The organism is Vibrio sp. 811 (genome assembly GCF_033339195.1).
This window is the reverse complement of the sequence record NZ_JAWOUB010000955.1, coordinates 1-517: the sequence shown is the minus strand read 5'-3', so window position 1 is coordinate 517 and position 517 is coordinate 1. Positions and strand designations below refer to the sequence as shown.

Below are 517 nucleotides of genomic sequence, written 5' to 3'. Positions count from 1 at the left end.
TTCCCTATGGGGGGCTTTGTCGGTGATGATTTCGATGACTATGAAACCTTCGTTGAACGCGCAAAAGACGTGATGTGGCATGCTGTGCTTCCGCTGATCTGTTACTTGATTGGTGATTTCGCAACGCTCACCATGACGATGAAAAATAACCTGATGGAAAACTTATCATCGGATTACATCCGTACCGCGATCGCAAAAGGCTTGCCGTTTAAGAAAGCGGTACGCAAACACGCGCTACGCAATAGTTTGATTCCAATTGCTTCTCACTTTGGCAACTCACTGTTGTTCTTCATGACAGGGGCATTTTTGATCGAAGTTATCTTCAACATCGACGGCATTGGTTTATTAGGTTACGAATCCATTATGGAGCGTGATTACCCAGTAGTGATGGGCATCGTTGCTATCAACGCGGTATTGCTGCTGATCGGCAATATTATTTCGGATATCTGTGTTGCTTGAGTGGACCCAGGTGGGAGGGTTGGAGCGTAATATGAGTAAAGTAATTCCGGTAAGTCAA

The 517-nt window shown here is 45.3% G+C and carries 1 protein-coding gene; it reads left to right on the top strand.

The annotated features are described in order from the left end of the window. On the top strand, positions 1-459 hold a 459-nt coding region (locus R7Q46_RS30330), incomplete at its 5' end, for an ABC transporter permease (RefSeq protein ID WP_318078735.1). Positions 460-517: the final 58 nt, after the last annotated feature.